This window comes from Burkholderia sp. BCC1985 (genome assembly GCF_905339915.1).
Taxonomy (GTDB): Bacteria; Pseudomonadota; Gammaproteobacteria; order Burkholderiales; family Burkholderiaceae; genus Burkholderia.
Window position 1 is genome coordinate 50,147 of sequence record NZ_CAJPGY010000030.1, and the last position, 25,272, is coordinate 75,418.

General features: G+C 68.2%; 21 protein-coding genes. 9 read left to right on the forward strand and 12 right to left on the reverse strand.

Features of this window, described 5'->3' with window-relative positions; translation table 11 throughout:
• Positions 1-7: 7 nt before the first annotated feature.
• From U4Z31_RS26180 to U4Z31_RS26200, 5 genes are all read right to left on the reverse strand, one after another.
• Positions 8-694, reverse strand: coding sequence for a c-type cytochrome (locus tag U4Z31_RS26180; RefSeq protein ID WP_321811786.1), 687 nt, complete (start codon positions 692-694; stop codon positions 8-10).
• A 46-nt stretch (positions 695-740) separates the two neighbouring features.
• On the reverse strand, positions 741-1,793 hold the full coding sequence (locus U4Z31_RS26185; RefSeq protein WP_321811787.1) for a substrate-binding domain-containing protein: 1,053 nt from the start codon (positions 1,791-1,793) through the stop codon (positions 741-743).
• Positions 1,794-1,801: 8 nt separating this feature from the next.
• The gene (locus U4Z31_RS26190) at positions 1,802-2,593 is read right to left on the reverse strand and encodes a transcriptional initiation protein Tat (protein WP_321811788.1); all 792 of its coding nucleotides are present in this window, start codon (positions 2,591-2,593) and stop codon (positions 1,802-1,804) included.
• A gap of 201 nt (positions 2,594-2,794) precedes the next feature.
• Positions 2,795-4,090 (reverse strand): MFS transporter, encoded by a 1,296-nt coding sequence (locus U4Z31_RS26195; protein ID WP_124488660.1) that lies wholly within the window; start codon positions 4,088-4,090, stop codon positions 2,795-2,797.
• A 135-nt stretch (positions 4,091-4,225) separates the two neighbouring features.
• The gene (locus U4Z31_RS26200) at positions 4,226-5,689 is read right to left on the reverse strand and encodes a mannitol dehydrogenase family protein (RefSeq protein WP_321811789.1); all 1,464 of its coding nucleotides are present in this window, start codon (positions 5,687-5,689) and stop codon (positions 4,226-4,228) included.
• A 157-nt stretch (positions 5,690-5,846) separates the two neighbouring features.
• Here U4Z31_RS26200 and U4Z31_RS26205 point away from each other — a divergent pair, with 157 nt between their 5' ends.
• The 3 genes from U4Z31_RS26205 to U4Z31_RS26215 are packed head-to-tail and all read left to right on the forward strand — an operon-like array spanning position 5,847 to position 8,869.
• Positions 5,847-6,578, forward strand: a complete 732-nt coding sequence (locus U4Z31_RS26205; RefSeq protein ID WP_257775278.1) for a GntR family transcriptional regulator — start codon at positions 5,847-5,849, stop codon at positions 6,576-6,578.
• A 21-nt stretch (positions 6,579-6,599) separates the two neighbouring features.
• On the forward strand, positions 6,600-7,808 hold the full coding sequence (gene manD, locus U4Z31_RS26210) for a D-mannonate dehydratase ManD (RefSeq protein ID WP_321803313.1): 1,209 nt from the start codon (positions 6,600-6,602) through the stop codon (positions 7,806-7,808).
• Between the two features lie 29 nt (positions 7,809-7,837).
• Positions 7,838-8,869 (forward strand): Zn-dependent oxidoreductase, encoded by a 1,032-nt coding sequence (locus tag U4Z31_RS26215; protein ID WP_321811790.1) that lies wholly within the window; start codon positions 7,838-7,840, stop codon positions 8,867-8,869.
• A 69-nt stretch (positions 8,870-8,938) separates the two neighbouring features.
• Here the strand turns inward: U4Z31_RS26215 and U4Z31_RS26220 are convergent, their stop codons facing one another.
• On the reverse strand, positions 8,939-11,122 hold the full coding sequence (locus U4Z31_RS26220) for a TonB-dependent siderophore receptor (protein ID WP_321811791.1): 2,184 nt from the start codon (positions 11,120-11,122) through the stop codon (positions 8,939-8,941).
• Between the two features lie 424 nt (positions 11,123-11,546).
• Here U4Z31_RS26220 and U4Z31_RS26225 point away from each other — a divergent pair, with 424 nt between their 5' ends.
• The gene (locus U4Z31_RS26225) at positions 11,547-11,993 is read left to right on the forward strand and encodes a hypothetical protein (RefSeq protein WP_321811792.1); all 447 of its coding nucleotides are present in this window, start codon (positions 11,547-11,549) and stop codon (positions 11,991-11,993) included.
• 21 nt (positions 11,994-12,014) lie between these two features.
• On the opposite strand, the gene U4Z31_RS26230 is transcribed toward U4Z31_RS26225, so the two are convergent.
• The 5 genes from U4Z31_RS26230 to U4Z31_RS26250 form a co-directional block, all read right to left on the reverse strand.
• Positions 12,015-13,106 (reverse strand): porin, encoded by a 1,092-nt coding sequence (locus U4Z31_RS26230; RefSeq protein WP_321811793.1) that lies wholly within the window; start codon positions 13,104-13,106, stop codon positions 12,015-12,017.
• 102 nt (positions 13,107-13,208) lie between these two features.
• Positions 13,209-14,552 (reverse strand): MFS transporter, encoded by a 1,344-nt coding sequence (locus tag U4Z31_RS26235; protein ID WP_321811794.1) that lies wholly within the window; start codon positions 14,550-14,552, stop codon positions 13,209-13,211.
• 156 nt (positions 14,553-14,708) lie between these two features.
• Positions 14,709-15,770, reverse strand: a complete 1,062-nt coding sequence (locus U4Z31_RS26240; RefSeq protein ID WP_321811795.1) for an aromatic ring-hydroxylating dioxygenase subunit alpha — start codon at positions 15,768-15,770, stop codon at positions 14,709-14,711.
• Between the two features lie 48 nt (positions 15,771-15,818).
• Positions 15,819-16,784: a PDR/VanB family oxidoreductase gene (locus U4Z31_RS26245; protein WP_321811796.1), complete on the reverse strand. Its 966-nt coding sequence runs from the start codon at positions 16,782-16,784 to the stop codon at positions 15,819-15,821.
• On the reverse strand, positions 16,781-17,860 hold the full coding sequence (locus U4Z31_RS26250; protein ID WP_044847437.1) for an aromatic ring-hydroxylating oxygenase subunit alpha: 1,080 nt from the start codon (positions 17,858-17,860) through the stop codon (positions 16,781-16,783). The genes U4Z31_RS26245 and U4Z31_RS26250 overlap by 4 nt, the downstream gene beginning before the upstream one ends.
• Positions 17,861-18,058: 198 nt before the next feature.
• Between U4Z31_RS26250 and U4Z31_RS26255 the strand changes: the two genes are divergently transcribed.
• Complete coding sequence (locus tag U4Z31_RS26255; RefSeq protein ID WP_321811797.1) at positions 18,059-18,547, forward strand: MarR family winged helix-turn-helix transcriptional regulator; 489 nt, start codon at positions 18,059-18,061, stop codon at positions 18,545-18,547.
• Between the two features lie 69 nt (positions 18,548-18,616).
• Here U4Z31_RS26255 and U4Z31_RS26260 read toward each other — a convergent pair whose 3' ends face one another.
• Positions 18,617-19,363 (reverse strand): TetR/AcrR family transcriptional regulator, encoded by a 747-nt coding sequence (locus tag U4Z31_RS26260; protein ID WP_321811798.1) that lies wholly within the window; start codon positions 19,361-19,363, stop codon positions 18,617-18,619.
• 171 nt (positions 19,364-19,534) lie between these two features.
• Between U4Z31_RS26260 and U4Z31_RS26265 the strand changes: the two genes are divergently transcribed.
• The 4 genes from U4Z31_RS26265 to U4Z31_RS26280 are packed head-to-tail and all read left to right on the forward strand — an operon-like array spanning position 19,535 to position 25,197.
• Positions 19,535-20,716 (forward strand): isovaleryl-CoA dehydrogenase, encoded by a 1,182-nt coding sequence (locus tag U4Z31_RS26265; RefSeq protein ID WP_059532493.1) that lies wholly within the window; start codon positions 19,535-19,537, stop codon positions 20,714-20,716.
• Positions 20,717-20,747: 31 nt separating this feature from the next.
• On the forward strand, positions 20,748-22,355 hold the full coding sequence (locus tag U4Z31_RS26270; RefSeq protein WP_321811799.1) for a carboxyl transferase domain-containing protein: 1,608 nt from the start codon (positions 20,748-20,750) through the stop codon (positions 22,353-22,355).
• A 19-nt stretch (positions 22,356-22,374) separates the two neighbouring features.
• Positions 22,375-23,160: an enoyl-CoA hydratase/isomerase family protein gene (locus tag U4Z31_RS26275; RefSeq protein WP_014898432.1), complete on the forward strand. Its 786-nt coding sequence runs from the start codon at positions 22,375-22,377 to the stop codon at positions 23,158-23,160.
• 36 nt (positions 23,161-23,196) lie between these two features.
• On the forward strand, positions 23,197-25,197 hold the full coding sequence (locus U4Z31_RS26280) for an acetyl/propionyl/methylcrotonyl-CoA carboxylase subunit alpha (protein ID WP_321811800.1): 2,001 nt from the start codon (positions 23,197-23,199) through the stop codon (positions 25,195-25,197).
• Positions 25,198-25,272 lie beyond the last annotated feature (75 nt).

Here is a 25,272-nt window from a genome sequence, read left to right on the forward strand (position 1 = left end):
CGGTCGATCATCGTTGTTCTCCGTTCGCGGCGCCGCCGCGCGCATAGTAGGCGGCCACCGCGTCGATATCCGCGTCGGACAGCTTGCCGGCAATCATCGGCATCAGCGCCATCGGGCCGGGCGCGCGCGTGCCGCGCTTCCAGCCGTTCAGCTGGCCCGCGATGTACGTGGCCGGCTGGCCGGCGAGCGGCGGAAACGCGGTGCCTACGCCGAGGCCGCCCGCGCCGTGGCATTGCGCACAGGCGGGCAGGCCCTGCGACCAGCGTCCGCGCGTCGCGAGCCACGCGCCGGTGTTCGCCGGGTCGATCGATGCGGCGTCGGAAGCGGCAATGGCGGGCGGCGCGGGCAGGCTCGCGAAGTACGCGGAGACCGCGTCGCGATCGCGCGGCGACAGCAGTTTCGCGAGCGGCTGCATGACCGGATTCTGGCGGCTGCCGTCGGCGAACGCGGCGAGTTGAGCCGAAAGATAGGCGGCATGTGTGCCGGCGAGCCGCGGAAAGCCTGCGGCCGCGTTGCCTTCGCCCTGGGCGCCGTGGCAGCCGATGCATGCAGCCACGCCCGTCGTCGTGCCCCGGGTGGCGATGGTCTTGCCGAGCGCGACGTCGTCCGCGCGCGCATTGCCGGCCAGGAGCGCTGCCGCGGCGAGCAGCAGCGGCGCGAACCGGCGTCGCGGTGTGTCGACCGAATCGTTCACGGGTCCCCTCCTCATTGTCTGTCTTGTGGCGTGCGCAATTGCGCGATCAACCCGCGTCGGGCCGGTCCTGCCGTGGCGCAAGCTGCGGTGTCGGTGCCGTCGCGTCGTATTGCCCGAAGCCGTAGCGCGCGAAAATCCCGATCGCCTCGGGCGACTGGATGTACGCGAGCCACGCGCGTGCGGCTTCCGGATGCGGCGCGTGCTTCACCATCGCGCCTGCATAGATCGCCGTCGTATTGTGCGCGGGCGGAATGTCGATGTGCATCAGCGGATGCCCGACCTGTTCCTGGAACGCCGCTTCCGATTGCCACAGCACGCCGGCGTCGGCGCGTCCCTGCATCAGGAACAGCGCGGTTTCCCGATGATGGATGTGCGTGAGCTCGGCCGTGCCGGCGCGCACCTTGTCGTCGTAGACGGTGCGAGCGAGCGTATCGCCGCCGGCTTTCACGAGCGATGCGCGGATCTGCCGCGCGACGCCTTCGAACGCCGGGTTCGGCATCGCGAGCTTCACGTCGGGCCGCGCGAGATCGCTCAGCGACGCGATGTGCTTCGGATTGCCCGCGCGCACCATGATCGTCAACTGGTTGGTCACGTAGGGCACGGCCGGACCGTCGAGCGTGCCGTCCGCGATCAGTTCGTCGATCTTGCCGAGCCCGGCGAAATACGCGTCGGGCTCGACCGTCCACGTCATGTTGCCGACGGTGATCGTGCCGCTGGCGTGAATCTGCTTCACGAGCAGGCCGGGCGGGATCGTTTCCCAGTAGATGCGGCCGCGGTATTCCGGATGGTCGGTCTCGAACTGCGCGACGAGCGGCGCCATCGCGAAGAAGTAGTTGCCGCCAACGTACAGCACGAGCTTCGGCGCGGTGAGGTCGCCGTGAAAATCTGCGAGCACGTCGACCTGCGGCACCGTGAATTCGAGGCCGCGGTTCGTCGCGTCGTTGTTGCGGCCGTCCTGCCATGGCGGAAAGACGATGTTTGAAGCATTGGCCGGGGCGGCGAGCGACAGCGCCGACGTGCAGCAGAGCGCGGCCAGCGTGGCGGAAAGCGCCGTGAGCCACCGGCGTCGCCACGGAGAACGCGTGCGGATCGATGTCATCGGGCGCCTCACTTCGCGTAAGTGAAACCGGCGTGCTGCAGCTCGGGCAGCGTACCGACCACGCCCGGCGTGACGATCGCCGACGGAATCACGTGGTTGGTCAGGTCGGCGGCGAGCGCGTCGAGCGGGAGATTGTCCGGATTCGCATTCGCGCGGTCGAGCCGTTCCGCGAGCTCCCAGATCGCGTTGTGGCATGCCAGGAACACGACGCCGCGCTGCTGCAGCGCGGCGATGCTGTTGTCGTGCGACGAGAACGCGCCATCAGGTAGTTCGTGATCCTTCGCGTCTTTCGACCGCGCGGGTTTCGCGGCGAGCAGCGTGTTGGTCGCGAACGCGGTGCCGGCGAATGTCGCGAGGCCGTATTTGTCCCACGCGGCCGGATCGAACAGCGCAAGATGCGCGGCGCCGTGCGTGGCCGACACGACGAGGAAGTCCGGGTGACCAAACCCCCAGACCTGCGCGTTCAGCGCATTGCGCATCAGGTTCAGCCACGGGCCGCCGAGCTCGGTGTTGTCCCACACCTGCTTCGGGCCGCCGCGATAGCCGATCACTTCCATGAGTGCCGCGTGATCCCATTGATCGGGGCGCTCGACGATCATCGGCACCGTCTTGAAGTCGCGTCGTCTCGGCGTGGCCGCGAGGCGGCGGGTGAGGTCGACGAGGCGCGTCGCGCCGCCGGCCAGCAGCGCGCCGGATTCGGGCGTCGCAGCCTGCGCGGTGCGCGCGGCGCCGAGCAGCGCCGTGGCGGCCGCGAGGCCGAGTGTCTTGAGCGCGCCGCGGCGCGCATCCCGGTCGGACATCGAACTCTCCCATATCGTTTTCGTGGGGGCGTGCCGCTGCGCAGCGTCGCCATCGCGTAGCCAGTCTAGAGGCGCGCGATCGACAGCGGAAATCGCGATATCGGATGGGAGATATTCGAGGGTGCGATGATTGGATGAAACGACAAGGCCGCGTGGTGCCGACTCATGCGGCGCCGCGCGGCCTTCGTCAGCCTTGAAAGGTCAGTGTGCGGTGCGTTCGCGCAGCACTTCCGACGGCCGTGCGTTGCGGACGAACACGCCAGCCAGCACCGCGCCCGCGAGTGCGATCGCGCCGGCCAGCACGAACGCGGACGCGAACGAGCCGCTGCGCTCGACGATGAAGCCGGTCACCGCCGGCCCGATCACGCCCGACAGGCTGCCCATGCAATGCAGGAAGCCGCTGACGCCGCCGACGCGCGCCGGATGCACGACGTCCTGCACGATCGCCCAATAGATCGCACCCGTCACGTACAGGAAGAACAGCGACACCGACATCAGCGCGACCGCGCCTTGGGTCGACTGCACGGCGCCCGCGACGGCCACGCACGCGCCGGCGCCGAGCAGGCAGGTGACGAGCACGATCCGGCGCGACAGCAGCAGGTTGCCGGTGAGCCGGTACAGCGCATCCGAGATCGCGCCGCCGCACGCGAGGCCGACCGTGCCGACGAGCCAGGGCACGACGGTGGCGACGCTCATCTCCTTGATGTTCAGATGGTGCGCACGCACGAGGTAGCTCGGGAACCAGCTCAGGAAGAAGAACAGCACGTAGTTGTAGCTGAAGAACGCGGCGGCCGTCGCGAGGATGCGCGGCTGGCGCACGTAGTGCGACAGCGTGTGTGCGGGCGTTGCGGGGCCGGCGGCGGCACCTGCGTGGGGGGGCGCAGCGGCGGGTGTCGCTGCGGGCGCACCCGCTGCGCCGCCGACCGGCGTGGCCGGACGGTCCGAGGTCGACATCATCCACACGACGACCCACACGAGCCCGATCGCACATACGATCCAGAACGCCGGTCGCCAGCCGAACTGCGCGGCCAGCAGGCCGACGATCGGCCCGGCGATCGCGCCGCCGAGCGGCGAGCCGGCGCTGAGCAGGCCCATCGCGGTCGCGGCGGCGTCGCGCGGCAGCCAGTTGTTGACCATCTTGTTCGCGGCCGAGCACAGCGGCCCTTCGGCCATACCGAACAGCAGCCGCACGATCAGCAGGCTCACGAAGCCGACGGTGAGCGCGGTCATTCCGCAGAACACTGACCACAGCCCGACCGACAGCACGTATACGAGCTTCGGCCCGAGCCGGTCGGACGCGAGCCCGCCGATGAAATTGAACAGCGCGTAGCCGATGAAGAACGTGCTGAAGACGAGGCCCATCTGCGCGGCGTCGATACCGAGATCGGTCTGCACGATCGGCGCGACGATCGACAGCGCGACGCGGTCGAGATAGTTGATGCCATACACCAGGAACAGCAGGAATACCGTGAACCACGCCTGCGACTTCTGCTTCATGTCCGTCTCCTTCGTGCCGGTGGGCCGGCTGTCATGGTTGTCTTGTCGATCGTTTGCCGCGTCGGCATGTGCGTCAGCGGGCAGGGGCACTGCGCGGTTCGCTCAGGAATCCTGCGAACCGGGGTAAGCGGTCGTTCAGCGCACGTACAACGGTGCGAGCAGCCCATCGGTGCCGCTCGCGCGAAGCGTCGAGAGATGGGCACCGATGCGCGTGATCACTGCATCCGGCCATGCCGCCGAACCGGCGAGCACGAGGCTGCCGAGGGCGGCCCGAACCGCGCTGGCGGCATCGCCGGCTGCCGACAGCGCCGCGCCGAGTGCGGCCGCGCCCGGATCGCCGACCGCGAGTGCGCGGCCCGATTCGTCGCGCGCGGTGGCGAGGTAGTGCAGCCAGAGCGCGAGCGCGCGTTCCAAATAGGGCCGCTCGACGCCGGCCCGCGCGCTTTCGGCGAGCGCGGGAAGCCAGCGCAGCGGCACCTTCTGCGTGCCGTCCATCGCGATCTGTTCGGTGCGATGCGCGAGCGTCGGATTGCGGAAGCGCTGCACGAGCGTCGCGCAATAGCCGTGCGCGTCGTATCCGGACGGCACGTCGACGGTCGCGAGCAGGTCGCGCGTCATCACGCCGTCGACGAGCGCCGCGATCGCCGGATCGGCCATCGCGTCGGACACCGTCGCGCGGCCGCGCAACTGTCCCGCATACGCGATCGCCGAATGCGAGCCGTTCAGCAGCCGCAGCTTCATCGTTTCGTAGGGCCGCACGTCGCCGACGAGGTGCGCGCCGGCGTCTTCCCAGCGCGGGCGCGGGCCGGCGAAGCGATCCTCGATCACCCATTGCGAGAACGGCTCGCAGACGATCGCAGCCGCATCGCGCGCGCCGAGATGGGCGTGTGCCCAGTCGAGCGATTCGGGCGTCGCGGCCGGCACGATCCGGTCGACCATGCTGTTCGGGAACGCGACGTCGTCGCGGATGCGCCGCGCGAGCGCGCCGTCGATGCGTTCCGCGTAGTCGATCAGCAGCGCGCGCAGCGTGTCGCCGTTCGACGTCATGTTGTCGCAGCAGACGACGGTCAGCGGCGCATGGGCCGGCCGCAGGCGCAGGCCGGCCGCGATCACGCCGAGCGCGGTGCGCGGCGTGTCGGGCGTCGCGAGATCCTGCCGGATCGCGGGATCGTCGGTATCGAGACCGCCGCCGGGGCGGCGGCAATAACCTTTCTCGGTGACGGTCAGGCTGACGATCGACACGGCCGGATCGGCGATCAGCGCCAGTAGCGCGGGCAGCGATTCGGGCGCGAACAGCGCGTCGTGCACCGCACCGACGATGCGCGCGCGCGCGCCTTGGCCATCGCGTTCGATCACCGTGTACAGGTGATCCTGCGCGGCGAGCAGGTCGACGGTATGGCGCCGCCGCAGTTCGACGCCGACGATGCCCCAGCGCAGGTCACCCTGTTCGAGCACCGTTTCCGTATGCAGCGCCTGGTGCGCGCGATGGAACGCGCCGAGGCCGAGATGGACGATACCCGTGCGAACCGCCTGCCGGTCATAACCGGGACGGCCTGTGCCGGGCGGCGCGGTGCGCAGAAAATCGGGGGCAGATAACATGACGGTCGGTAACGGTTTGTACCATGGTAGATACGGCAATGCCTGCAGGTTATTTCGAGTTTTACGGCGAAGTTATCGGTGTAAACGCTAGATCGCCTGAAATCGACTGCTTATGTACCATGGTAGACATCGATATCAAGTCGGATCCATCGCAACCATGAGCGAAACGGCAGCACTGGAAGAAGCAGACGTCGTGGTCACGGCGTTGCAGGGGTTCTCGCTGGACGAGAGCCGGTCGTATACGGAGCAGGTGCATGCGCTGCTGCGCCACGCGATCGTGCGCGGTGCGCTGCCGCCGCGCACCGCGCTGTCGGAGGCGGTGATCTCCACGACGATCAAGGTCAGCCGCACGCCGGTGCGCGAAGCGTTCGCGCAGCTCGCCGACGAGCGGCTCGTGCAGATCATCCGGAAGGTCGGCACGCTGGTCGCGCCGATTCCGGTGTCGATCCTCGAGGAAGGGCGCTTCGCGCGCAGCACGCTCGAATGCGCGAACCATGTCGAGCTCGCGCAGAAGATCACGCCGGCGCAGCTCGCGGAGCTGTCGCGGATCATCGACGCGCAGCGCGAGGCGGTGGCCGCTGGCGACGTCGAAGCGTTCTTCGATCTCGACGAGGCAATGCACGGCCGGATGTTCGCGTTCGCGGGCCGGCCGCACGTGTGGGAAATGCTGCAGCCGATGAAGCGCCAGTTCGACCGTGTGCGCTGGCTGCTGCTCGATCGCGTCGAGGATCACGCGCGCCGCGCGCTGCAGGAACACGAACAGATCCTCGCGCACATCGCGTCGCGCAACATGGCGCTGCTCGGCGCATCGGTCGCGGCGCACGTCGACCGGATCGGCTCGCATCTGCCGGAAGTGCGCAGCCGCGCGCCCCATTACTTTGTCGACTGAAACGCCCGCTGGAGGAGCGCAGTGAAAATCGAACGCTTGCAGACCATCGTCACGTGTCCGGGCCGGAATTTCGTGACGGTGAAGATCGTGACCGACGAAGGCGTCTACGGTCTCGGCGACGCGACGCTCAACGGGCGTGAGCTCGCGGTGCGCGCGTACCTGGAAGACCACGTGTTTCCGTGCCTCGTCGGACGCGACCCGCGCAACATCGAGGACATCTGGCAATACCTGTATCGCGGCGCGTACTGGCGGCGCGGGCCCGTGACGATGACGGCGATCGCCGCGATCGACATGGCGCTGTGGGACATCCTGGGCAAGCTCGCGGGCATGCCCGTCTATCGGTTGCTCGGCGGCAAGAGCCGCGACGGCCTGATGGTGTATGGCCACGCGAACGGGCGCGATCACGAGGAAGCGGTCGACGCGGTGCGCGCGCACATCGAGGCCGGCTATCGCGCGATCCGCGTGCAGTCCGGTGTGCCGGGGCTCGACAAGGTGTACGGTGTCGGCAAGACGGCCGGCGCGTACGAGCCCGCCGAGAAGGGGCTGCCGCCCGAGGAGCCGTGGGACACCGCGCTCTACCTGCGCCACACGCCGGAACTGTTCCGCAAGGTGCGCGACGCGGTCGGCGATGCGCCGCACCTGCTCCACGACGCACATCACCGGCTCACGCCGATCGAGGCCGCGCGGCTCGGTCGCGATCTCGAGCCGCATCGCCTGTTCTGGCTCGAGGACGCGACACCCGCGGAGAACCAGGACGCGTTTCGCCTGATCCGCCAGCACACGACGACGCCGCTCGCGGTCGGCGAGGTATTCAACTCGATCTGGGATTGCAAGGACCTGATCCGCGACCAGCTGATCGACTACATCCGCGCGACCATCGTGCACGCGGGCGGCATCACGCACGTACGGCGCATCGCCGACTACGCGGCGATGTACCAGGTGCGCACCGGTTTCCACGGCGCGACCGACCTGTCGCCCGTCTGCATGGCGGCGGCCGTGAACTTCGGGCTGTGGGCGCCGAACTTCGGCATCCAGGAACTGATGCCGCACAGCGCGCTGACCGACGAAGTGTTTCCGCACAGCTACCGCTTCGAGGACGGCTATCTCGTGATGGACGACGTGCCGGGCCTCGGCGTCGACATCGACGAGACGCTGGCCGCGAAATATCCGTACGAGCGCGCGTACCTGCCGGTCGCCCGGCTGCGCGACGGATCGATGTGGAACTGGTGAGCGCCGAAGACCAGAAGGAGAGAACCGAAATGTTGAGCGTCGTTGTCGATCGTCCGAACAGCATGGCCGTGCGCGAAGTGCCGCTGCCCGTGCCCGCCGCCGGAGAAGTGCGCGTGAAGGTGCGCTATGCGGGCATCTGCGGGTCGGACCTGCACATCTTTCACGGCAAGAATCCGTTCGTGTCGTATCCGCGCATCATCGGCCACGAGTTCGTCGGCACGATCGAGTCGGTCGGCGCGGGCGTCGACGCCGCGCGGCTCGGCGAGACCGTCGCGGTCGATCCGGTGATCAGCTGCGGGCATTGCCACGCGTGCACGATCGGCCGGCGCAACGTCTGCCGGCACCTGACCGTGCTCGGCGTGCATCGCGACGGCGGCTTCAGCCAGTACACGTGTGTGCCGGCCGGCAATGCGTACCGGATTCCGGACGCGATCGCCGAACCCTGCGCGGCGATCGTCGAGCCGTTCGCGGTGGCCGCGAACGCGACGTCGCGCACCGGCGTGCTGCCGGGCGACGTCGCGTTGATCTATGGCGCCGGCACGGTCGGGCTGACGATCCTGCAGGTGCTCAAGCGCGTGTATGGCATTCGCGCATTCATTACCGACCGGCTCGACGCACGGCTTCAGCTCGCGCGCAAGTGCGGCGCGGCCGAGGACGAAATCATCGACACGAGCGTCGAGTCGTTGCCCGACGCGCTGGAAAAGCGCGGTGTCGACGGCGGCCCGACGCTGATCTTCGATGCGGTCTGCCATCCGTCGATTCTCGAGGAGGCCGTGCGGATCGCCGCGCCGGCCGGCCGGATCGGCGTGCTCGGGTTTTCGTCGGAGCCGTCGGCGATCGTGCAGGCGGAGCTGACGAAGAAGGAGTTGACGCTCGCGGCATCGCGGCTGAACTGCGCGATGTTCCCGCAGGTGATCGACTGGATTGCCCGCGGGCTGATCCAGCCGGAGCACATCGTTACGCACAAGGTGGGCTTTCGCGACGTCGCGCAGGCGTTCGAGATGGCCGAGCGCAATCCCGAGAAAAGCTGCAAGATCCTGCTCGATTTCGCGGGCGGCTGAGATCGGCTCGTGTCGCCGGCCGGGGCGCGCGGCACGGCCCCGGCCCCGGCCACCCGGCGCGAAGATGCGTCAGAACGACACCGTCGTCGTCAGCGTGACGAGCCGCGGCTCGCCGACCGCGACGATCAGGTTGCTGTTGCTCGACGGATAGTAGGTCTTGTCGAGCAGGTTCTTCACGTTGAGCTGGATGCGCGTCGGGAACTTGCCGATCGTCGTTTCGTAGGCCGCGAACGCATCGACGGTCACGTAGCCGGGCAGCGTGAAGCTGTTCGCGGTGTCGCCGGGCCGTGCGCCGACGAGCCGCGCGCCGCCGCCGAAGCGCCAGCGCCCCGGGAGGTTCGCGATCGCCGTGTCGTACACCGCGAACAGGCTGCCGGTGTGGCGCGCGACGTTGACGAGCGGCGTGTTGCTGTCGCGGTCGTTCGCGTTCGTGTACGCATAGCTGCCGATCAGGCTCAGGTGCCGCGTGAGCTGCCCCGCGACGTCGAGTTCGATCCCGCGCGAGCGCGCGGTGCCGATCGTCGACGTGATGTCGTTGACCGTCACCGCGACGTTGCGCTTGTCGATCTGATAGGCCGCGAGCGTGCCGGTGATGCCCGGCTTCAGGCTGAACTTCAGGCCGGCTTCCAGCACGCGGCCGAATTCCGGCGCGAGCGGCGCGGCCACATTCGACGCGACGTTCGGCTTGAACGAACGGCTCACGTTCGCATACGCGGTCAGCGACGGCGTGAGCGCATACGCGAGCCCGAACTGCGGCAGCCACACGTTGCCGTGCGAGCGGTCGGCGAACACGAACGGCCGCCCCATTCCCGATTCCTGCTGCCAGTCCTCCCAGCGCAGCCCGCCGACCGCGGTGAGCCGGTCGGTGATCTTCACCGAGTCCTGCACGATCATCGAGTACGTGTGGACCTTCGAGAGCGAATCGCTCGCCTTGCTCACCGTGCCGCCGGGCGCGAGCAGGCCGTAGACGGGATCATAGAGATCGAAGCCCTTTGTCGCGGTGCCGCGGATCGTGTCGCCGCGGAAGCTGCGCTGCCGCTCGTATTCGCCGCCGACATAGAGCGCGTGGCTCATCCCCGCGAGCGTCAGGTTGCCGAGCAGGCCGAGCGTCGCGATCTGGTCGGAGTCGTTGCGTCCGAGGTTCGCGTCGGACGAGCGCGACAGCGCGCCGGTCGTGCTGTTGAAGGCGGTCGCGCGGGCGATGTATTGATCGTAGCGGTCGCGGCCCCAGCCGTAGGTCGCGCGCACGCGCCATGCGTCGGAGAAGCGGTGTTCGACGCGCGCGCGCAGCGTTTCCTGGATGCCGCCGCTTTGTGCCCACGCTTCCTCGTAGCGGCGATAGCGCAGCGCATCGTCGGGGCGGCCGTTCACGAGCACCGTTCCGCGATCGAACGGCATCGTGTAGTCGACGTACTGGTAGCTGACGTCGATCGACGTGTTCGCGTCGTGCCACGACAGCGCGGGCGCGATCAGCGCATTGCGCTCGCGGCCGAAGCTGCGCCAGTAGCGGCTCGTGTCGTATTCGCCGGTGAGCCGGAACGCGAGCGTGCCGCCCGCGACCTGGCCCGGTTTGCCGAGCGGGCCGGTCAGGTCGAACTGCGCGCTGCTGCCGCCATGGCTCGTGCGCGAGGCCGAGATCGAGCCGCCGAACGTGTCCTCCGGCTTGCGCGTGACGAGGTTGATCACGCCGCCCGGGTCCTGCATCCCGTACAGCAGCGAAGCCGGGCCCTTCAGCACTTCGACGCGGTCGATCGTCGCGAGGTAGCTGTGCAGCACCGGCGTGCGCACGCCGTCGACGAGCACGGAGCCGTCGTTGTTCGAGCCGAAGCCGCGCTTGATGAACGCGTCGCGCGTGCCGCCGAGCGTGTTGGTCTGCGTGACGCCGCTGATGTTGCCGAGCACGTCGTCGAGCGAGCGCGCCTGCTGGTCCTGCATCACGCTGCTGCTGACCACGGCGACCGATTGCGGAATCTCCTTGAGCGGGCGATCGTCGACGCCGGCGACGCTGCTCGTGCGCGGCTGGTAGCCGACGGTCGGATCGACGGCTGACGATGCGCTGACGCTGATCGTCGGCAGTTCGCGTTCGGGGCGCGCGGGTGTCGACGAGGGCGAGGACGTGGCCGCCGAAGCCGTGGCGGCAGGTTCAACATCCGCATGCGCGCCGCTTGCGACGCAAAGCGTGATCAGGGCAGGCAGGCTCGCGCGCCACGGACGAAGCGTCCGGGCGCGATGGGGCGTTCGGCGGGATGGCATGAATCGATGAATGGACGGAGTGCTAAGGACGATGACGCGGACCGCGGCGCCTTTACTGCGTCGCGCGGAGGATGCGCATGATATACGTAATGAGAATCGTTTGCAATTGTAAAGAGGCCGATGCGGACCGGGCATCGCGATTGCCGGGCCGCCGGCCGTCTGCTACCGTAGCGCCCAAAATCAAACGCAGTGAAATTCAATGAGAGCCGGGGGCCGCACCATGTCATCTTCCTGTCACGTCGCGTGCCGCGCGACGTCGCGCACCGCAGCCGACCACGCGGGTGCTGAAGTGATCGCAGCCGTGTTCCACGATTCGAACGATTGACGCAACGGCCGCACGATCATTCTCGGGTGTTTCGCCGGGCAGCCGGCGAAGCGCCGCGATCGCTTACTTCAACCACCACGCTTGACGGGAGACCACCCAATGAAAAAGAGTTCCGCGCCGTTCATGACGGCCGCGCTGGCTGCCTGCGCGATGCTGGCGGGCGTTCATCAGAGCGGCTACGCCGCGCCGGCCGCCGAGCCCGCGATCGACGCGCACTACGCCACCGTGATCGAGGCCTACACGCAGGACATGGCCGCCGCGAAGACGAAATACGACGGCAGGCGCCTCGCGTTCGTCGGCGCGGTGATGCGGATGGGCAGCGACCCGGGCGGCACGTACTTCGGTGCGTTGACGGCCGACGGCGAGCAGTTCGACACGCATTTCGACGCGGCCGACCAGGCCGCGTTGAAACCGAAATTCCTGGGCGGCGAGATCAAGCCGTTCACGGCGTCCGCGAATTTCCGCTTCAGTTGCGTGAACGAAGGTTATATCGACGCGCCGGTGCTGCCCGGGCTGAAGCTGTCGCATTGCCGGCTCGCCGATTGATCGAGGTGCGGTGTCCGGCGTTCAGAACTTCTGCTGGATGCCGGCCATCACGCCGAGCTGATTCATCCCGGTGCCGACCGTCCCGCCGGCCGCGACCGCGTTCGCAGCCAGCGCGCTGTTGAACATGTAGCCCACCGACGTATAGACGGTCGTCCGCTTCGACAGGAAATAGTTCGCGCGCCCGACGACCAGCGTCGCGTTCGTGCCTTCCTTGTTTTCGCGACGTTGCAGGTAGCGCACGCCCTGCAGGTCGAGCGCGAGGTAGGGCGTCGCGTAGTACGTGCCGCCCGCGAACACGATGTCGGCCTGCAGGTGTTCGGCCGCCGCGAGGTTGCGGCGGATCCACCCGGCGCCGAGTTTCGCGGGGCCGATCTTCACGTAGCCCGCGACGATGTCGCGCGTGTCGGTGTAGGCCGGATTGTTCAGCGGCGCGAGCGCGCCGCCGCCGCCGCGCATCACGTCGTGCGACGCGGCCAGCCCGAAATTGCTCGCGTCATATGCGAGCATCGCCGTGTATTGGCGGCACGCGACGATGTCACCGGGCACCTGTCCGGCGCAGCCCGTCGCCGACGGTCCCGCCGGTCCGGCCGCGTCGCGGCCGAAGCTGTAGGTCGCGCCGAGCGTCACGCCGTGGAACGTGCCCTTGTAGCCGATCGCATTGTCGCTGCGCGCGTTCGGCAGATACGAGTCGAAATCCGCCATCGAATGAATCGACGGGCCGATCACGTCGGCATTGGTCAGCACGATCATCGACATGTTCATCTGGCGGCCGAGGGTCAGCGCGCCGAACGGGCTGTTCACGCCCACGTTGGCCTGCCGCCCGAACAGGCGCCCGCCGTAGTTCAGCGCGCCGGTGCCGGGCTGGAAGCCGTTTTCGAGCACGAAGAAGGCCTGGTAGCCGCCGCCGAGATCCTCCGTGCCTTTCAGGCCCCAGCGTGACGGCACTTCGCCGGTCAGCGTCGGCATCCCGGTGAACGATCCGCCGCGCGCGGCGTTGTTGTAGTAGGACACGCCGGTATCGATGATCCCGTACAGCGTGACGCTGCCTTGCGCGCAGGCCGGTCCGGCCAGTGCCATCGCCGTCGCGAGTGCGACGCCCAGTTTCGTTTTCATGGCTGTCTCCAAACAGTATGTAGATCTACTTATCTATTTTTTTATTGCCCCGGACCCGACCGGGATGCCGACGGGTATCGGCAGGACTGCGGTTGTCGCGTGTTACGAGATCGCCGGATCGCGTTGCCGGCGCGGCGCCGCGACCCGCGCGCCCGCCACGGCGACGGCGATCGCCGCGCCGGCCATCGGCACGAGGAACGCGAAATAGAGATGGGGCACGGACCAGCCGTCGTCCAGCAGCGCGCCGACCGTCATTGGCGACAGGATCGCGCCGAGGCGGCCGATGCCGACCGCGAGACCGATGCCGGTCGTGCGGATCTCGGCGGGATACGGCGTCGGCGACAGCGCGTACATGCCGGCCACGCACGCGTTGATCACGGCGCCGAGGAACACCGCGACGATCATCCCGGTGCCGAGCGAGCCGGTGTTCGCGCCGAACGCGACCATCAGTGCGCCGCCCAGCAACAGCGTCGCGCCCAGCAGGCTGCGCAGGCCGAACCGGGTCGACAGCAGGCTGAACAGCGACGCGCCCGCGATGCCGCCGAGGTTGAGCAGCACGCCGCCGGTCACGCCCTGCGAGGCCGACAGGCCGGCCTGGACCAGCAGCTTCGGCGTCCAGCTGACGACGAAATAGAAGCTGCCCATCACGAGAAAGAACGCGATCCACAGCGCGATCGTGCGGCGCGTGAGCGGCGCGCGCAGCACGGCCGTCCAGTTCGACGCGGGGCTCGCCGTGTCGATCGATGCGCTCGCGGCCGGCAGCGCGTCGATCGGCGCGCGCTTCATTCTCGCGAGGATGCGGTTGATCTTCTGCAGCGCGTCGTCCGGACGCCGCGCCAGCAGGAAGTCGAGCGATTCCGGCAACAGCGCGAGCACCATCGGGATCGCCATCAAGGTCAGGATGCCGCCGAACGCGAACACGCTGCGCCATCCCCATACCGACAGGAGGTAACCGGCGAGAACGCCGCCCGCGGTGGCGCCGATCGCGTAGCCGGTCGACTGCATGCCGATCGCGGCGCTGCGCCATTTGTTCGATGCGTATTCGCCGCTGATGACGGTCAGGCTTGCGAGCATCCCGCCGATGCCGAGCCCCGTATAGGCGCGCGCGACGGCGAGTTGCAACGTGCTGTGCGTGGCCGCACAGGCCAGCATGCCGGTCGAGATCACCGCGAGGCAGAGCAGGATGATGCGGCGGCGGCCGACGCGGTCGGCCAGCGGGGCGATCAGCACCGAGCCGATCCCCATGCCGGCCAGCCCGGCGCTCAGCAGCAGGCCGATTTCCTTGCCGCTCAGTTTCCACTCGGCCGCCAGGTGCGGCGCGGCAAACGCGATGGCCAGCACGTCGAAGCCGTCGAGCATGTTCAGCACGACGCAGGCCGTGACCGCCATCGTCTGGAACGCGCTCATCGGGGACGCGTCGATCGTATTGCGGATATTTTCGCTCACGTCAAAGATCCTTGATAAAAATAGTATGACTAATCGAATGGGATGAAATCGAAGCCGGCAGCGGCGAATGGGGCGAAAGCGAATGCGTGGGTTGACGGGCAACGCGGGGAACTCCCGTCGCGGCCGGCTCGCGTCGTTCGCGCGCCGGCGCGAGGGTTACGCGGGGTCGGGCTGTAGCAGCAGCCGCTCGATCACGCGCCGCGCGCGATTGGGGCCCGCGTCGACGTGAATGTCGATCTGGCGGCCGTCCGGAAACCGCAACTGATTGCGGTATTGCGCTTCGATCACCGTCTTGTCTTCATCGAACGTCGCCGCGGATTGCTCGATGACCGTTTGCGCGATGCGTTCGACGTCGTGTTGCGGATTGGTCGCGACGGTCCAGAAGTAGTGCGTCGTCGTTTCCGTCTCGGGCGTAATGCCGTGGAAGCCGCGCATGTGAAAACCCCCGCGCGCCGGATCGTGCAGGTCGCCGGTGCCGGCGTCCATCGCGCCGGTCCAGATCCGGATATGCGACACGTGGAATTCGATTTCCTGCCAGCGGTCGACGCGGCCCGCGAACGGCCACGCGGCCGTGTAGGTCGGCGGCGGGTCGGATTCCGGCATCCTGCGGACCAGCGTCACCGTGTCGCCGTCGCTGCTGACGCGGGTTTCCGCGCCCATATGCAGCGGCGCGTTACCGCCGATCGTTTTCAGATGAACGTAGCCGAGGTGGCTCAGGTCCATCAGGTTGTCGTGAATCAGCTGATACGGCGCGTCGTAATGGTAGTGGCCGCCGCCGAACCGGTATTGCGGATCCGTGTGGAACGCATAGCGCGGCGGCGCGCAGGTCGGTTGGGCGTGCGCGTCGGCGCCGATCCAGATCCATACGATCGCGTCCTGCTCCTGAACCGGATACGACGCCACGCATGCCTTCGCCGGAATGCGTTCCTGCCCGGGAATCTCCACGCAGGTGCCGCCGCGGTCGAACAGCAGCCCGTGATAGCCGCAGCGCAGGCCGCGCGCTTCGAGCGAGCCGCACGACAGCGGCAGCGACTTGTGGCAGCAGCGATCCTCCAGCGCGCCGACTTCCCCGGACGGCAACCGGAACAGGACGACCGGGCGGCCGAGCAGCGTGCGGGCGACGGGGCGGTCCGTCAGTTCGGATGACAGCGCGGCGACCCACCATCGGTCGACCGGGAATTGAGCAGTACTGATGGGGGCCTGGGCAGGTCGTTCCATTGATCGTCTCCAGTATTGTGGTTGGCCGCCGCGTATCGGGCGGTCCGTCTACAGATCGAGGACCAGCAGGTCACTTCGCGATCGGGAGCAGCACGGCATGAACTGGTCGCCGGCCGCTTGTTCCGCTTCCGTCAGATACGAATCGCGATGATCGGGCTCGCCTTCGAGCACGCGCGTCATGCAGGTGCCGCATACGCCTTGTTCGCACGACGTCAGCACGTCGATGCCGTTGGCCGCCAGCGCCGCGATGACCGTGCATTCGGCCGGCACGTCGATCACCTTGCCGCTGCTCGCGATCCGGACCTGGAACGCGCGATCCGCGCCGGACGACGCAACCGCGCCGCCGAAGAACTCGTAGTGCAGCCGCGCTTCGGCCCAGTTGCGCTCGCGCGCGGCGTTCAGCACCGCATCCATGAAGCCGCGCGGGCCGCATACGTACAGGTGCGCGCCGTCCGGCGCGGCGGCGAGCACCGCGGCGAGGTCGAAGCGTTGCGCGGGGTCGCCGTCGTCGACGTGGAAGCGGACGCGGTCATGGAACCCGGCAGCGTTGATCCGCTCGACGAAGGCCATGCGATCGGTCGAACGCGCGCAGTAGTGCATGTCGAACGGCAGGCCGGACGAGAACAGCCGTTCGGCCATGCTGAGGATCGGCGTCACGCCGATTCCGCCGGCGAGCAACAGGTGGTGCGGGGCGTCGGGCGCGAGCGGGAACTGATTGCGCGGCATGCCGATCCGCACGGTATCGCCTTGCCGGACTTCGTCGTGAATCGCGCGCGACCCGCCGCGGCCGTCGGCATCGCGCAGCACCGCGATCTGGTAGCGATCGCCGTGCTCCGGGTGGTTGCACAGCGAGTACTGGCGCACGAGCCCGCCCGGCAGATGCACGTCGATATGGGCGCCGGCGTCGAAGCGCGGCAGGGGCGAACCGTCGTCGCTGACGAATTCGAAGCCGCAGATGTCGCGCGCTTCCTGCCACTTGCGGGCCACGCGAACCGTCAGCGTCGCGGCGCTCATGACGCCTCCTTGATCTGCGCGACCGGAATCACGGGCCGCTGCGGGCTCGCCGCATTTTCCTCGGCGAGCAGCCGCTCGATCACCTTGCGCGACAGCACGCCGCCGGCGTCGATGTTGAGCTTGAGCAGCTTGCGCTCCGGCCACTGCTCGAGGTTGAGCTGCTGGCGCTCGAGCATCTCGAGATCCTCGGCGAAGATCTTGCCCTGGCCTTCGCGGATCTCGGCGGTCAGCGCGTGATCGTCGGGCCGGAAGTTGCGCGCCATCCCCCAGAAGTACCAGATCGAGGTGTCCGTCTCCGGTGTGATGAAGTCGACCACGATCGACGACGCCTTCAGCTCCGCCGGCGCGTCGTAGCCGCCGTGGCCCGCATGCGCGACGCCCACTTCGATCATCACGTGGCTCGGCGGCGTGAAGCGGCAGATCTGCCAGCGGTCGACCGGCACGTCGTCGGCGAGGCCGTTGCCGCGCAGCGCCATCCGCCAGAACGGCGGCGGCATCACGTTCTCCATGAAGCGGCTGGTGACGACTTCGTCGCCATTGCTGGTGGTCTTCGGCGCGGCTTCGTCGATTTCCTTCTGGCCGATGCTCGTTGCATGCACGTAGGTCTCGTGCGTGAGGTCCATCAGGTTGTCGATCATCAGCCGGTAGTCGCAACGGATGTGATACAGGCCGCCGCCGTGCGCCCAGGCCGGATCTTCGGCCCATTGCAGCGCGGGCAGCCTCGCGGGATCGGCTTCGGACGCGTCGCCCGGCCAGACCCACACGAATCCGTACCGTTCGACCACCGGAAAGCTGCGGATCGGCGGGAAGCCGCCGACGCGTTGGCCCGGCATGCCGGCCGTCTTGCCGTTGCAGCCCATTTCGAGCCCGTGATAGCCGCACACGAGCACGCCGTCACGCACGAAACCCAGCGACAGCGGCGCACCGCGGTGCGGGCAGAAATCCTCGAGCGCGGCGACCCGGCCGTCCGCCGCGCGGTAGAACACCATCGATTCGTTGCAAATCTTGCGTCCCAGCGGCTTGCCGTCGATCTCGTCGGGCGTGCAGGCCACATACCAAGCGTTCTTGAGAAACACGTTGTTCGTCTCCTTCAGGGCGGTGCCGCCGGTACGCGGCAACCAGTCATTCCGTGTACTGAATGTGATTCAGTGTACTCATTGAGATTGGCTGGAGCAAGGCGAGCGGTATACTGGTTTTCCCGGGAAATGGCGTGAGGCAGCGCCATGCCGTCGGCGCACGCAACGGCGTGCGCCGCCTATGTCATCGACTCATTCATGGAAAAAACGAATCCCGCCGACGCGCCGGTTTTCCCGCTCGACCTGTACGACGAGCCCGGCCACCTGATCCGGCGCGCGCACCAGATCGCGGTCGCGATGTTCTACGAGAAGCTGGGCCGGGACGTGACGCCGGTGCAGTACGCGGTCCTGCGGATGCTCTACGAGTGCCCGGGGCTCGATCAGGTGACGCTCGCGCAGCGGGTGGCGCTCGACACGTCGACCACTGCCGATCTCGCGGTCCGGCTCGAGGCGAAAGGATTGATCGTCCGCGAAGTGCTGCCGCGGCGTCAGCGGCGCCTGCTGCTGACGCCGGCGGGCGTCGAGCTGCTCACGCACCTGATTCCGTCGGTGAAGGAATTGCGTGCCGGCCTGTTCGACGGCATGGGCGAGGACGATTCGCAGGAACTGATGCGCCTGTTGCGCAAGTTCGTCCATCTGAATAACGAGCAGAGCCGCGCGCCGCTGCGGGTGAGCGAGGAGTCGTAGCGGTTGGACTCGGCTCGATGGAGCAGGTGATGCGGCAAGGCGCCAGGCGCGCCGCACCGCCTGCCCGCCTCACACGCGTGACGCTTCGCCTTCCAGCCGCCGCACCGCTTCCGCGACTTCGTTCCTGAAGCGCACCAGCGCCGCCTGCTCCGGCGCGGGCGGCTGCACGGCCGCCCACAGCATGTCGATCAGCTGCGTGGCCGTCGTTTCCGTATCGAGCTTGCGGTGCCCGAGGATCGCATCCCACAGCACGTGCTCGATCGGCCCGAACACCATCGAGCGCAGCAGGCTCAGCGGCATGTCGCGGCGCACCTGCCCGGCCGCCTGGCCGCGCGCGAGCACGTCCATCAGCGGCGCCGTGTAGCGGCGTTGCAGCGCGGTGAGCTCGTCGCTCAGCGCATGCTGCTTCGCACGTCCCTCCGACAGCACCAGCGCGCACAGCCCCGTGCCGTTCACGAGCATCAGCCGCAGGTGCGTGCGCACGATGAACGCGAACTGCTGTTGCACCGGCGCGTCCTGCGGCATCCCAAGTTCGAACGCGGCAATGATTTCGTCATACCAGTCGGCGATCACACGCGCGCACAGCTCGCGCTTGCCGCGGAAGTAGCTGAACACCGTCGCCTCCGACACGCCGACGCGCTGCGCGATCTCGGCGGCCGTCGCATGCTCGTAGCCCTTTTCGGCGAACACTTCGCGGCCGGCGCGCAGGATGTCCTGCACGCGCTGCTGGGACTTGCGCCCGGCGGGGGCGCGCGACGGCTCGGCGCGATCGGCTTTGGCGGTGGCGGTCATGGTGTCGGCGGTAGCGGCTGTCATCTCGCAATGATATCTGAGTGTCACTCAAAAAACTATTGACGGCAAGCCGGGCGAGGCGCGAAACTGTGCAAAATTTCCGCTGTATTGGCTTAATGAATCGACGCATTGATCCGATTTGAGCGAAACTCAGAAATCGGCGCGTGCGACCCACTTTCTGGAGACGGAGGAGACATGATCAACCTGCCCGGTGTGCAATTCATGCTCGGTGAGGACATCGAGATGCTGCGCGACGCCGTCGCGACGTTCGCGGCGAAGGAAATCACGCCGCGCGCGGCGGAGGTCGACCGCACCGACCAGTTTCCGATGGATCTGTGGAAGAAGTTCGGCGATCTCGGCGTGCTCGGCATGACGGTGGCCGAGGAATACGGCGGCGCGAACATGGGCTACACCGCGCACATGGTCGCGATGGAGGAGATCTCGCGCGCATCGGCGTCGATCGGCCTGTCGTACGGCGCGCACTCGAACCTGTGCGTGAACCAGATCCACCGCAACGGCACCGACGCGCAGAAGCAGAAGTACCTGCCGAAGCTCGTGTCGGGCGAACACATCGGCGCGCTCGCGATGAGCGAGCCGAACGCGGGCTCCGACGTCGTCAGCATGAAGCTGCGCGCGGACAAGCGCGGCGACCGTTACGTGCTCAACGGCACGAAGATGTGGATCACCAACGGCCCCGACTGCGACACGCTCGTCGTCTACGCGAAGACGGATATCGACGCCGGCCCGCGCGGCATCACCGCATTCATCGTCGAGAAGGGGATGAAGGGCTTCTCGGTCGCGCAGAAGCTCGACAAGCTCGGCATGCGCGGGTCGCACACGGGCGAACTCGTGTTCCAGGACGTCGAGGTGCCGGAGGAGAACATCCTCGGCCAGCTCAACGGCGGCGTGAAGGTGCTGATGAGCGGCCTCGACTACGAACGCGCGGTGCTGTCGGGCGGCCCGACGGGCATCATGGCCGCGTGTCTCGACGCGGTGGTGCCGTATATCCACGACCGCAAGCAGTTCGGCCAGTCGATCGGCGAATTCCAGCTGATCCAGGGCAAGGTCGCCGACATGTACACCACGTTCCAGGCGTGCCGCGCGTACCTGTACGCGGTCGGCCGCCATCTCGACTCGGCGGGCAGCGACCACATCCGCCAGGTGCGCAAGGACTGCGCGGGCGTGATCCTCTACACGGCCGAGAAGGCGACGTGGATGGCCGGCGAGGCGATCCAGATCCTCGGCGGCAACGGCTACATCAACGAATACCCGGTCGGCCGTCTGTGGCGCGACGCGAAGCTCTACGAGATCGGCGCCGGCACGAGCGAGATCCGCCGGATGCTGATCGGCCGCGAGCTGTTCGCGGAAACGATGTAACGCCCCACGTCACGCGAACGGAGCCCCGTCGATGCCGATCATCGAATCGAAACTGAACCCGCGTTCGGAAGAATTCCGCGCGAACGCCGCGGCGCTGGAGGCGGTCGTCGCCGACCTGCGCGCGAAGATCGAACAGCTCGCGCAAGGCGGCGGCCCGGCCGCGCGCGACAAGCACCTGTCGCGCGGCAAGCTGCTGCCGCGCGACCGCATCGCGCAACTGCTCGATCCGGGTGCGCCGTTCCTCGAGCTGTCGCAGCTCGCGGCGAACGGCATGTACAACGACGACGCGCCGGGCGCGGGCGTGATCACCGGGATCGGCCGGATCGCGGGCCGCGAGTGCGTGATCGTGTGCAACGACGCGACGGTCAAGGGCGGCACCTACTACCCGATGACCGTGAAGAAGCACGTGCGCGCGCAGGAAATCGCCGCGGAAAACCGGCTGCCGTGCGTGTATCTCGTCGATTCGGGCGGCGCGAACCTGCCGAACCAGGACGACGTGTTTCCCGATCGCGACCACTTCGGCCGCATCTTCTTCAACCAGGCGACGATGTCCGCCGCGGGGATCGCGCAGATCGCGGTCGTGATGGGCTCGTGCACGGCGGGCGGCGCGTATGTGCCGGCGATGAGCGACGAGTCGATCATCGTGAAGAACCAGGGCACGATTTTCCTCGGCGGCCCGCCGCTCGTGAAGGCCGCGACCGGCGAGGAAGTGAGCGCCGAGGACCTCGGCGGCGGCGACGTGCACACGCGCCTGTCGGGCGTGGCCGACCACCTCGCGCAGAACGACGCGCATGCGCTGTCGATCGCGCGCAACATCGTCGGTCACCTCGCGCCGAAGATCGCGTCGCCGGTGGCGCTGCGCGAACCGAAGCCGCCGCGCTACGACGCGAAGAGCCTGTACGGCGTGATTCCGGTCGACACGCGCAAGCCGTTCGACGTGCGCGAGGTGATCGCGCGCATCGTCGATGATTCGGAGTTCGACGAATTCAAGGCGCGCTTCGGCACGACGCTCGTCACGGGCTTCTCGCACATCTGGGGTCATCCGGTCGGGATCGTCGCGAACAACGGCATCCTGTTCTCCGAATCGGCCGTGAAGGGCGCGCATTTCATCGAGCTGTGCTGCCAGCGCAAGATTCCGCTCGTGTTCCTGCAGAACATCACGGGCTTCATGGTCGGCCGCAAGTACGAGAACGAAGGCATCGCGCGCCATGGCGCGAAGATGGTGACGGCCGTGTCGAATGCGAAGGTGCCGAAGTTTACGGTGATCATCGGCGGCTCGTTCGGCGCCGGCAACTACGGGATGTGCGGCCGTGCGTTCGGCCCGCGTTTCCTGTGGATGTGGCCGAACGCGCGGATCTCTGTGATGGGCGGCGAGCAGGCGGCGTCGGTGCTCGCGACCGTGCGCCGCGACGGCATCGAGGCAAAGGGCGGCGCGTGGTCGGCCGAGGACGAAGAGGCATTCAAGCAGCCGATCCGCGACCAGTACGAGCGCCAGGGGCATCCGTACTACGCGAGTGCGCGCTTGTGGGACGACGGCGTGATCGACCCCGCGCAGACGCGCGACGTGCTGGGCCTCGGCCTCGCCGCGTCGATGAACGCGCCGATCGACGACACGCGCTTCGGCGTGTTCCGCATGTAACGGCCGGGAGGGCTGACCGATGCGATACGAAACGATCAAGGTAAGCGAAGCCGGCCGCGTGGCGACCGTCACGCTCGCGCGGCCCGACGTGCGCAACGCGTTCAACGAGACGACGATCGCCGAGCTGACCACCGCGTTCGAGTGGCTCGACGCGCACGCCGGCGTGCGTGCGATCGTGCTCGCCGCGGAAGGCGCGGCGTTCTGCGCGGGCGCGGACCTGAACTGGATGAAGAAGATGGCCGGTTACTCGGACGACGAGAACCGCGCCGACGCGCGCAAGCTCGCGCGCATGCTCGAGGCGATCCACCGCTGCGGCAAGCCGGTGATCGCGCGCGTGCATGGCGACGCGTATGCGGGCGGCGTGGGTCTCGTCGCGGCGGCCGACATCGCGATCGCCGCCGACGGCGTGAAGTTCTGCCTGTCCGAAGCGCGGCTCGGGCTGATTCCCGCGACGATCGCGCCGTACGTCGTGCGGGCGATGGGCGAGCGCGCGGCGCGCCGCTACTTCACGACGGCCGAGGTGTTCGACAGCGCGCGCGCCGCGTCGCTCGGCTTCATTCACGACGCAGTGCCGGCCGATGCGCTCGACGAAACGGTCGCGAAGCTGGCCGCGACGCTCGTCGCGAACGGCCCCGACGCCGTGCAGGCGTGCAAGCGGCTCGTCGCCGACGTGGCCGGCCGGCCGCTCGACGCGACGCTGATCGAGCAGACAGCCGACTGGATCGCGCGCACCCGCGCCGGCGCGGAAGCGCGCGAAGGGATCGCGTCCTTCCTCGAGAAACGCACGCCTTCGTGGCGTGAATGACGGCGTGCCCCTAACTTTCCGGACGACATCGAAGCCATGTTCGACAAGATTCTGATCGCCAACCGCGGTGAAATCGCCTGCCGCGTCGCCGCGACGTGCAAACGTCTCGGGATCGCGAGCGTCGCCGTCTATTCCGACGCGGACGCGAACGCGAAGCACGTCGCCGCATGCGACGAAGCCGTGCACATCGGCGGCGCGGCGGCCGCGGACAGCTACCTGCGCATCGAGCGCATCATCGAGGCCGCGCGCGCGACCGGTGCGCAGGCCATCCATCCGGGCTACGGCTTCCTGTCGGAGAACGAGGATTTCGCGCATGCCTGCGAGGCGGCCGGCATCGCGTTCATCGGGCCGCCGGTCGACGCGATCGCGGCGATGGGCTCGAAGGCTGCCGCCAAGGCGCTGATGCACGCGGCCGCGGTACCGCTCGTGCCCGGCTATCACGGCGACGACCAGGACGCGGCGAACCTGCATCTCGAAGCCGACGAGATCGGCTACCCGGTGCTGCTGAAGGCGAGCGCGGGCGGCGGCGGCAAGGGCATGCGCGTGGTCGAGCGCTCCGAGGACTTCCCGGCGGCGCTCGCGTCGTGCCAGCGCGAGGCCGCGAGCAGCTTCGGCAACGACCGCGTGCTGATCGAGAAATACCTGACGCGCCCGCGTCACGTCGAAGTGCAGGTGTTCGGCGACACGCACGGCAACACCGTCTACCTGTTCGATCGCGACTGTTCGGTGCAGCGTCGTCACCAGAAGGTGCTCGAGGAAGCGCCGGCGCCGGGGCTGCATGAAGACGTGCGCCAGGCGATGGGCGAGGCGGCCGTCGCGGCCGCGCGCGCGGTGAATTACGTCGGTGCGGGCACCGTCGAGTTCATCATGACGGGCGAAGCGTTCTACTTCATGGAAATGAACACGCGCCTGCAGGTCGAGCATCCGGTCACCGAGATGGTCACGGGGCTCGATCTCGTCGAATGGCAGCTGCGCGTCGCAGCGGGCGAGCCGCTGCCGCTGAAGCAGGACGAACTGCGCGTGCAGGGTCATGCGATCGAGGCGCGTCTTTACGCGGAGAATCCGGCGCGCGGCTTCCTGCCGTCCACCGGCACGCTGAAGCACCTGCGGCTGCCGGAAGGCGTCGAGTTCGCGATCGGCGCGCCGGTGCGCGTCGACAGCGGCGTGCGCGAGGGCGACGCGATCACGCCGTTCTACGATCCGATGATCGCGAAGCTGATCGTGCACGGCGCGGACCGTGCGGAAGCGCTCGGCCGGATGCTGCGCGCGCTGCGGGCCTGCGAGGTGGTGGGCCTGCACACGAATGCCGCGTTCCTGCAGCGGATCGTCAACTGCGGGCCGTTTGCGAGCGCCGATCTCGACACGGGCCTGATCGAGCGCAACCACGATGCGCTGTTCGCGCCGCAACAGCCGCCGCGCGCGACGCTCGCGCTGGCCTGTGCGGCACTGCTTGCGCGCGAACGCGGCGCGGCCGCACGGGAAAGCGCGTCGCCGTGGGGCGCGCTGCCGGACTGGCGGCTGAACGGCGGCTATCGCCGCACGCTCGAATGGCATGCGCCCGATCGCGAAGCGGACGTGACGGTCACCTACGAGGACGACGGTGGCAGCACGCGCCTCGCCACCGGAGACGCGGCCGCGCAGCCGTTCGCGTGGACGCGCGGCGCGACGCCGCTCGACTTCGACGTGACGCTCGACGGCGTGCGCAGCAGCGGCCGGGTGTATGCGGACGGCGACAGTTTCCACGTGTTCACGCAGGGTGTCGCCGAGACCTTCGAATGGCGCAACGTGCTCGCGCACGCGGGCGATGCCGAGCATGGCGGCGGCCGCCTCACTGCACCGATGCCCGGCAAGGTGATCGCGGTGCTGGTCGAGCCGGGCCAGAAGGTCGAGGCCGGCACGCCGCTGATCGTGATGGAAGCGATGAAGATGGAGCACACGATCGGCGCGCCCGGCGCGGGTGTCGTCGCGGAAGTGCTGTACGGCGTCGGCGACCAGGTCGCGGATGGCGCGCAGTTGCTGATGATGGCGGAAGGCTGATCGCGGCGTGTGCCGCGCACGGGCCGGCGTGGCGCCTCGCGGCGCGGCGCCGGCCTCGTCGCATTTCGCATCCGG

Bases quoted from the DNA above. Each gene is read 5' to 3' on its own strand.
- U4Z31_RS26245 (WP_321811796.1), bottom strand. From the start codon at position 16,784: ATGAGCGCCGCGACGCTGACGGTTCGCGTGGCCCGCAAGTGGCAGGAA.
- U4Z31_RS26275 (WP_014898432.1), top strand. From the start codon at position 22,375: ATGCGATACGAAACGATCAAGGTAAGCGAAGCCGGCCGCGTGGCGACC.
- U4Z31_RS26270 (WP_321811799.1), top strand. From the start codon at position 20,748: ATGCCGATCATCGAATCGAAACTGAACCCGCGTTCGGAAGAATTCCGC.
- U4Z31_RS26195 (WP_124488660.1), bottom strand. From the start codon at position 4,090: ATGAAGCAGAAGTCGCAGGCGTGGTTCACGGTATTCCTGCTGTTCCTG.
- U4Z31_RS26190 (WP_321811788.1), bottom strand. From the start codon at position 2,593: ATGTCCGACCGGGATGCGCGCCGCGGCGCGCTCAAGACACTCGGCCTC.
- U4Z31_RS26265 (WP_059532493.1), top strand. From the start codon at position 19,535: ATGATCAACCTGCCCGGTGTGCAATTCATGCTCGGTGAGGACATCGAG.
- U4Z31_RS26230 (WP_321811793.1), bottom strand. From the start codon at position 13,106: ATGAAAACGAAACTGGGCGTCGCACTCGCGACGGCGATGGCACTGGCC.
- U4Z31_RS26205 (WP_257775278.1), top strand. From the start codon at position 5,847: ATGAGCGAAACGGCAGCACTGGAAGAAGCAGACGTCGTGGTCACGGCG.
- U4Z31_RS26225 (WP_321811792.1), top strand. From the start codon at position 11,547: ATGAAAAAGAGTTCCGCGCCGTTCATGACGGCCGCGCTGGCTGCCTGC.
- U4Z31_RS26185 (WP_321811787.1), bottom strand. From the start codon at position 1,793: ATGACATCGATCCGCACGCGTTCTCCGTGGCGACGCCGGTGGCTCACG.
- U4Z31_RS26240 (WP_321811795.1), bottom strand. From the start codon at position 15,770: ATGGAACGACCTGCCCAGGCCCCCATCAGTACTGCTCAATTCCCGGTC.
- U4Z31_RS26255 (WP_321811797.1), top strand. From the start codon at position 18,059: ATGGAAAAAACGAATCCCGCCGACGCGCCGGTTTTCCCGCTCGACCTG.
- U4Z31_RS26200 (WP_321811789.1), bottom strand. From the start codon at position 5,689: ATGTTATCTGCCCCCGATTTTCTGCGCACCGCGCCGCCCGGCACAGGC.
- U4Z31_RS26280 (WP_321811800.1), top strand. From the start codon at position 23,197: ATGTTCGACAAGATTCTGATCGCCAACCGCGGTGAAATCGCCTGCCGC.
- U4Z31_RS26220 (WP_321811791.1), bottom strand. From the start codon at position 11,122: ATGCCATCCCGCCGAACGCCCCATCGCGCCCGGACGCTTCGTCCGTGG.
- U4Z31_RS26215 (WP_321811790.1), top strand. From the start codon at position 7,838: ATGTTGAGCGTCGTTGTCGATCGTCCGAACAGCATGGCCGTGCGCGAA.
- U4Z31_RS26260 (WP_321811798.1), bottom strand. From the start codon at position 19,363: ATGACAGCCGCTACCGCCGACACCATGACCGCCACCGCCAAAGCCGAT.